Here is a 7,212-nt window from a genome sequence, read left to right as displayed (position 1 = left end):
AGGTGTGAAGAAACGCGGCTTTCTGCAGCGAGACCCCGGGCGGTTTCGGCCCCGGGCAACAGGCACTGTGCGCGGCCGGTCCTGCCGGCGCGGCGTCAGGCGATAATATCCGGGGTCAGCCGGTCTTCGATCAAGGCGATCTTGTCCTTGAGAGTGAGCTTTTGCTTCTTCAGGCGGCGGATGGTCAGCTGGTCGGCGGTGCCGCGCTCTTCCAGCGCGGTAATCGCTTCGTCCAGATCGCGGTGCTGCCTGCGGAAAACCTCGAGCTCAACCCTGAGGACCTCATCCGTCTTCATCGACACATCTGTGGGTGCATTCATGGGCGACTCAGTAAAGCTGATGAATGAAGTAAGGCTGAAGATACTTCCTTAACTGCTTTTCCGCTAGACCTATGAGCACATGCTCTTGTGAATCCAGCAGGAACTTCCCATATTCCTGTGCAGGCGGCTGCCGGGAGCGGGGCCGCAAGCATCCGTCGCTTTGGCAAAAAGGACGATTAAAGTGTCGAAACTTACCTTGGGCTCCTACCCGCATATGCTGGGGTTCGAGCAGCTGGAACGCCTCCTGGAGCGCTCGGCCAAATCGGGCAACGAAGGCTATCCGCCGTATAATATCGAACAGACCTCTGATTTTTCCTACCGTATCACCCTGGCCGTCGCCGGTTTCGCCGAGGAAGACCTGGCGATCACCGTCGAGGACCGCCAGCTGGTGATCCGCGGCCGCCAGAACGACGACAGCGAGGGGCGGGTGTTTCTGCACCGCGGCATCGCGGCGCGCCAGTTCCAGCGCATGTTCGTGCTGGCCGACGGCGTCGAAGTGGGCGAGGCGGTGATGGAGAACGGGCTGCTGCATGTGGACCTGACCCGTTCCCGGCCCGAAACCGTGGTTCAGACGATCAACATCAAGAAGGGGTAAGAGCAATGCATACACCGTTTGACTTCAAGGAGGCCGGCAACCGGACCGTCTATGTGAAGGCGGTTGCGGTGGCAGACCTCCCCAAGGACGTGCAGGCGAACGCCGGCGGGCGTGAGCAGCTATATGCGGTGCACGACGCCGAGGGCGGCCAGCTGGCGCTGGTGGCCGACCGGCAGCTGGCCTTTGTGCTGGCGCGCCAGAACGACATGACACCGGTCGCGGTGCATTAAGGCCAGAGCACGCACAAGTGCAAAGCCAGCGGATTGACATCCCGCGGCGGGCTTTGATGATGCGAAAGGCGGGCAGGTGCCCGCCTTTTTGATTTTCTGAAAGCTGGGAGGGCGGTCATGGTGCGCCGCGACTTTGACTGGGTGGATGCGTTTTCGGACCGGGCCTTTGGCGGCAACGGCTGCGCGGTGGTACATGGCGGCGCGCATCTGCCGGAGGCGGTCTGCACCGCATACGTGCGGGAAACCTCGCTGGTGGAATGCACCTTCACCGGCCCGTCGGAGGTGGCGGATGTGAAGGTGCGCTATTTCCTGGCCAGCCGCGAAATCCCCTTTGCCGGCCATCCGACCATTGCCACGGTGGCGGCGATGCGGGACCGCGGGCTGTTTCAGGGCGATAGCATCACGCTGGAAACCGGGGCGGGGATCGTGCCGGTCACGCTGGACGGCGATCTGATCGAAATGACCCAGGTGGCGCCGGAGTTCGGCCCCTTTGCCGATCCGGAACTGGTGGCGGCGGCAGTGTCGCTGCCGGTGGAGGCCATCGCCGGGCGGCCGCAGAAGGTGTCCACCGGGCTGCCGTTCTGCGTCACCGTGCTGCGCGACCGCGCGGCGCTGGAGGCGGCGGAGCTGAACCTGGAGGCGCTGGCGGCCTTGGGCGCATCGCTGGGTGCCGATGGCATCGACATGATGGAGCCGTTCCTGGTGACGCTGGAGGGGGCGACGGCGGCGGGCGACACCTTCTCGCGCCTCCTGATGGCGCCGCCCAGCCCGCCGGAGGATCCGTTCACCGGATCCGCCACGGGGGCGATGGCGTCTTATCTGTGGCATCACGGGCTGATGCAGAAGGCGGAGTTCACCGCGGAGCAGGGCCACGGGCTGGGCCGCCCCGGCCAGGCGCGGGTGGCCCGGGTTGGCACGGCGGAGGCGATTGAAGGCGTGCGCGTTGCGGGCGAGGGGTTTGTGCTGATGCGCGGAACGGTGGACCTGCCCGCAGCGCTGTGACCGCTGGCGGCGGCCTCAGGCGGTTTGCGCGGCTGCCAGGCCGTATTCGCGCAGGGTCAGGTCAAACGCGCTGCCGCAGCGGGGCGGCTGCGTGGAGGGGCCTTTTTGGTGCACATGCAGGCCGATGATATCGGGCTGCCCCAGCAGCGCCCGGGTGTGCGCCGGGTCGTAGAAATCACAGCTGGCGCCCGGAAGATAGTACATTGATTTCATCGGCTTGGCCTCCCCGAACCGGTTCTGCCGCTTGAGGATGCGCACCATCGCCTCGTTGCCGTAGACGGTCATGCCGAGATCGGTTGCGCGGAATTTCCGGCCAAGCGCGCGCAGCAGCGCGGGCTTGACCACCCGCCGTTTGAAGCCGAGCCAGTCCGGCCACAGCTCAGGATGGTCAAGCACCTTGAGGAAGTCGCCGACAAAGGGGTCGTCGGGCGGGAAATACAGCGCCGAATAGCCCACCGTGGCCTTGCCGTCGAAGGCAAACCAGGCCTGGGCCGGGTCCGGCCTGAAGTCTTGGAACAGGATGACGTCGGTATCCAGCCAGAACCCGAGGCCCTGTTTCTGAAGCACGATCCGGAAGATGTCGGAGTAGCTGAGCCGCTCCTGCCGCGGGCTGTAGCGGGTGCGGATCAAGGGTTTCAGCCGCTCCAGCGTGTCCAGCGGCAGCACCTCCCCGGCCGGCTTCAGGCAGACGCCGGGCGGCACGCCGCGGGGCGGGCAGGCGGGGTCGGTGACATAAAGATCCACGCCGCAGGTGTGGCGCTGCCAGGACATGACGGCCAGCTGCGTCAGCAGCGGCAGCTCTTCACCGATCCAAAGAGAAACGACACGCACCTGAAATCCGCCTGCAATTCTGTATTTTTGCGGGATGATTAGCGGTTTTCCGCCGATGCGGGAAGTATTCCGGCGCAGGGCTGTGCACATCCGCGGAGGACCGTTGCCTTTTTGACCACGGCGAAGACGGGGCGGTGCGCCGGTTCAGGGGCTTTGGGGTGCCAAACAGAAAACGGCCCGCCGATTGGCGGGCCGTTCATGTTTCTCACACTGCCGTCAGCTCAGGCCTTGATCAGGCCCATGCTTTCCAGCTTGAGCAGCACCTGGTGGGCGCAGTTGTCGACGTCGACGTTCTCGGTCTCGACCACCAGCTCGGCGTTCTGCGGCACGTCGTAGGGGTCGGAGATGCCGGTGAACTCCTTGATCTTGCCTTCGCGGGCCAGCTTATACAGGCCCTTGCGGTCGCGGCGCTCGCATTCCTCGATCGAGGTGGCAACGTGCACTTCGACAAAGGCGCCGAACTGTTCCACGTCCTCGCGCACGGCGCGGCGGGTGGTGGCGTAAGGCGCGATCGGGGCGCAGATGGCGATGCCGCCGTTCTTGGTGATCTCGGAGGCCACATAGCCGATGCGACGGATGTTGAGGTCGCGGTGCTCTTTCGAGAAGCCCAGCTCGCTCGACAGGTTCTTACGAACGATGTCGCCATCCAGCAGGGTGACCGGGCGGCCGCCCATTTCCATCAGCTTGACCATCAGAGCGTTCGCAATGGTGGATTTGCCGGAGCCGGAGAAGCCGGTGAAGAACACGGTGAAGCCCTGCTCGGCGCGCGGCGGCTTGGTCTTGCGCAGCTCGGCGACCACTTCGGGGAAGGAGAACCATTCCGGGATTTCCAGGCCCTCGGCCAGGCGGCGGCGCAGTTCGGTGCCGGAGATGTTCAGGATGGTGACGTTATCGCGGTCTTCGATCTCGTCGTTCGGCTCGTACTGGGCGCGCTCCTGCACATAGACCATGTGCTTGAAGTCCACCATTTTCAGGCCGATTTCCTCTTCATAGGCGCGGAACAGCTCCTGCGCGTCGTAGGGGCCGTAGAAGTCTTCGCCTGCGGAGTTCTTGCCCGGGCCTGCGTGGTCGCGGCCGACGATGAAGTGGGTGCAGCCGTGGTTCTTGCGGATCAGGCCGTGCCAGACCGCCTCGCGCGGGCCGGCCATGCGCATCGCCAGGTTCAGCAGCGACATGGTGGTGGTGGCCGCCGGATACTTGTCCAGAACCGCCTCGTAGCAGCGCACGCGGGTGAAGTGGTCGACGTCGCCCGGCTTGGTCATGCCGACAACCGGGTGGATCAGCAGGTTGGCCTGGGCTTCGCGCGCGGCGCGGAAGGTCAGTTCCTGGTGGGCGCGGTGCAGCGGGTTGCGGGTCTGGAAGGCAACAACCTTGTTCCAGCCCAGCTTGCGGAAGTAGGCGCGCAGCTCGTTCGGGGTGTCGCGGCGGCCGCGGAAGTCATAGTGGACGGGCTGCTGGATGCCGGTCACGGGACCGCCCAGATAGACCTTGCCTGCGGTGTTGTGCAGGTAGTTCACCGCCGGGTGGGCGTCGTCATCGGCGCCAAAGACCTTTTCCGCTTCGCGCGCCTTGTTCGGCACCCAGTTGTCGGTGACGGTCATGGTGGCGAGGATCACGCCTTCCTGGTCGCGCAGGGCAATGTCCTGGCCCGCTTCCAGCTTGGACGCGAAGTCTTCGGAGACATCCAGGTTGATCGGCATCGGCCACAGGGTGCCGTCGGTCAGGCGCATGTTTTCGACAACGCCGTCGTAATCGGCCTGGGACAGGAAGCCCTTGAGCGGGTTGAAGCCGCCGTTCATCAAGAGTTCCAGGTCACAGATCTGGCGCGGTGTCAGGTCCCAGCTGACCAGATCGGCCGCTTCGACCTTCAGTTTCTGAGCGCTTTCATAGGAAACATAGAGCTCTGGGATGGGAGCCAGGTTGCTTTGCATAGGATGAGTCCTGTGTTTGAGAGGGGGGAGGCCGCTTGCGGAGCCGGTGAGTTCCGCATGCAGCGCGTTGTATTCTGCGAGCTTGCGGGCGAGGAATTGATCGGTGAGACGCACTTTTTCCGCCGCGCCCCGGGTGGTCAGCGAATAGGCGAACCGCTGCCGCTTGTCGGGGCCGGGGCGGGCGCTGACGGTGATCAGGCCGCCCTCTGCCGCGGACCGCAGCAGGGTGTTGAGCCGGCCCAGCGAAATCCCCAGCGCCGCGGCGGTTGCCCGCTGCGAAGCATCCGGCGCCGCATCAAGCTGGCGCAGGAGGCGGAAGAGCAGGTCTTGCTCGTCCGGGGTGGATGTGGTCAGGGTCTCAGGCACGGCGCAGCGGGTCCAGGGCGTGGGGTCAAAGTGTGTTCACGCGTGAACGCATTGCATGGTTCGGCCGGGAATCAAAGGGGGAATTGCCTCGGATTGGCGATTTTTTGCTGCGTTGTTTTGCTGCAACGCATCCGGGTGCGCGGCAGAAAGTTCCCCTAAGGCGTGTCCGCCGGAATGCGGTGCCGGAGACGGGCGCCAGCCGGAAACGGGCGTTCCCGCTGCCCCGTCGCGGGCTTAACCCTGTTCTTTGGCCAGCAGCCGCGGCAGCGCGGCCGCATGTTCCACCGGCAGCGCGGCCAGCGGTCGGGAGACGCCCCTGAGCTGGAACTCCTGCAGGGCAAACCGGTCCGGCGCATAGCCCGCCGCCTGCAGCACGCGGGCAGACACCAGCAGTTCGATTCCCAGGTCCTTGGTCTTGGCCTCCAGCCGGCTGGCGGTGTTGACGCTGCCGCCGATGATGGTGCGCGGCGCGTGGCCGGCGCTGCCGATCTCGCCCAGCACCAGCTGGCCCAGGTGAATGCCGATGCCGATGCGGATCTGCGGCTCGCCGTCCGCGGCCAGCCGGGCGTTGAAGTCCTGCAGTTCGGTGCCGATGGCGGCGGCGGCGTCCAGTGCCGCCTGGGCGGAGCGGGCCGGAGTTGGCGCCTCGAACAGCGCCAGCAGCCCGTCGCCCAGGTACTTGTCGACGGTGCCGCCCGTCCTGGTGATGGCGGGCACAATGGCGTCGAAGAAGCGGTTGAGCAGGAACACCACGTCATAGGGCAGCTGGCCGGAGGTGCGGGCGGTGAAGCCGCGCATGTCGAGAAATAGGACGGCGAGCTGCTGTTCGCTGCCCTGGCTGGCATGGGCGCGGCCCTCGCGGCCGTCGGGGCGGAACATGCGGGTGACGGTGAGCGGCGCCTGGGGGCGGATCTGGCAGGCCAGCCGCATGTTGGCGGGCGCCTTGACGCGGGCCAGGCTGCGGGCCTCGGGTGGGGCGGGCGGCGGCAGGGTGTCGGCGCCTTCGTCCACCACCACCCGGCAGGTGGTGCAGCGGCCTTTGCCGCCGCACAGGGACGTGTGGTGGATGCCGTTGGCCTGGGACATCTCCAGCAGGGTCAGGCCGCGCTCGGCGCGGATTTCAGGCCCGAAGGCATAGCGGATGCGCACCGCCCGGCGCCGCCGCAGCAGCCGGTTCAGCACATGCGCCGCCGCCGCCAGCCCCAGCAGGATCAGGAAGGCCGTGAACCAGCGGCTGTCGGTCAGGAACAGCTCGGCAAAAACCTCGCGGCTGGGCCAGTTGAACGCCTCCATCAGCGCCGGGCGCTGGCTGCCCTCCACGAACAGGCCGTGGATGCGGCGGCCTTCGGTCAGGAAGCCGGCCAGGGCGAAGCCGGGGATCAGCACCGCCAGCCCCGCCATCCAGGGGATCAGCTGCCGCCACCAGCGGGTCAGCCGCAGCCAGTAGTGCAGGCCGATGCAGCCGTGGATCCACACCGCCAGCAGCAGCGCGCTTTGCTGCCAGGCCTCGGGCGAGGCCCACATCAGCACAATCACATAGGCCATCTCGTCGTTGACGCCGTAGATTTCATGCGAATAGCGGGTGAAGGCCAGATGGCTGAGCAGCTGCAGCGGGATCAGGAAGCCGAGCAGGAACTGCAGCGCCGCGCCCGGGCGCATTTTCAATGTGCGGCGGCGGGCCAGGCTCCACAGCGCCAGCCCGGCATGCAGGATCAGCGCAGTATAGAGGATGAGCCCGCCCAGGAAGCTGCGGGTGATCAGCTGGCGGACGTCCTGAAACGACTCCATCCAGTCTGGCGACAGCAGGCCGAGGCCGATGTTGATGAAGTGGAAGAAGGCATAGGTGAACAGCACCAGCCCGGTGATGATCCGGGTGCGGGTGATCCAGTTGCCCTGCCAGAGCGCGCTTGCCACTCCGCTCCTCCTGTCCTGCGGTC

At 66.0% G+C, this 7,212-nt stretch carries 7 protein-coding genes; 3 read left to right on the top strand and 4 right to left on the bottom strand.

All coding sequences use genetic code 11. From position 1 onward, the window contains the following. Positions 1-95: 95 nt before the first annotated feature. On the bottom strand, positions 96-320 hold the full coding sequence (locus tag ACTRWG_RS18705; RefSeq protein ID WP_027234848.1) for a YdcH family protein: 225 nt from the start codon (positions 318-320) through the stop codon (positions 96-98). Between the two features lie 181 nt (positions 321-501). Here ACTRWG_RS18705 and ACTRWG_RS18700 point away from each other — a divergent pair, with 181 nt between their 5' ends. From ACTRWG_RS18700 to ACTRWG_RS18690, 3 genes are all read left to right on the top strand, one after another. Then, positions 502-915, top strand: coding sequence for an Hsp20 family protein (locus ACTRWG_RS18700; RefSeq protein WP_027234847.1), 414 nt, complete (start codon positions 502-504; stop codon positions 913-915). A gap of 5 nt (positions 916-920) precedes the next feature. Next, complete coding sequence (locus tag ACTRWG_RS18695; RefSeq protein ID WP_027234846.1) at positions 921-1,145, top strand: DUF1150 family protein; 225 nt, start codon at positions 921-923, stop codon at positions 1,143-1,145. Positions 1,146-1,262: 117 nt separating this feature from the next. After that, positions 1,263-2,147, top strand: coding sequence for a PhzF family phenazine biosynthesis protein (locus ACTRWG_RS18690; protein WP_462829772.1), 885 nt, complete (start codon positions 1,263-1,265; stop codon positions 2,145-2,147). A gap of 15 nt (positions 2,148-2,162) precedes the next feature. On the opposite strand, the gene ACTRWG_RS18685 is transcribed toward ACTRWG_RS18690, so the two are convergent. The 3 genes from ACTRWG_RS18685 to ACTRWG_RS18675 all read right to left on the bottom strand — a co-directional run bounded on the left by ACTRWG_RS18685 (position 2,163) and on the right by ACTRWG_RS18675 (position 7,189). Then, complete coding sequence (locus ACTRWG_RS18685; protein ID WP_462829771.1) at positions 2,163-2,978, bottom strand: hypothetical protein; 816 nt, start codon at positions 2,976-2,978, stop codon at positions 2,163-2,165. Between the two features lie 221 nt (positions 2,979-3,199). Then, positions 3,200-5,275 (bottom strand): bifunctional sulfate adenylyltransferase/adenylylsulfate kinase, encoded by a 2,076-nt coding sequence (locus ACTRWG_RS18680; RefSeq protein WP_259972030.1) that lies wholly within the window; start codon positions 5,273-5,275, stop codon positions 3,200-3,202. 234 nt (positions 5,276-5,509) lie between these two features. Then, positions 5,510-7,189 carry an adenylate/guanylate cyclase domain-containing protein gene (locus ACTRWG_RS18675; protein ID WP_462829770.1) on the bottom strand — a complete coding sequence of 560 codons (1,680 nt, stop codon included), beginning with the start codon at positions 7,187-7,189 and terminating at the stop codon, positions 5,510-5,512. Positions 7,190-7,212: the final 23 nt, after the last annotated feature.

It is taken from the genome of Leisingera sp. G5_S3_59_S7 (genome assembly GCF_054968485.1).
Note: the sequence above shows the minus strand (reverse complement) of the source record. Positions and strands in the feature narration are given on the sequence as shown.

What these genes read in the sequence shown, in the direction of transcription:
- ACTRWG_RS18705 (WP_027234848.1), bottom strand. Translation starts at nt 320, where the DNA reads ATGAATGCACCCACAGATGTGTCGATGAAGACGGATGAGGTCCTCAGG.
- ACTRWG_RS18695 (WP_027234846.1), top strand. Translation starts at nt 921, where the DNA reads ATGCATACACCGTTTGACTTCAAGGAGGCCGGCAACCGGACCGTCTAT.
- ACTRWG_RS18690 (WP_462829772.1), top strand. Translation starts at nt 1,263, where the DNA reads ATGGTGCGCCGCGACTTTGACTGGGTGGATGCGTTTTCGGACCGGGCC.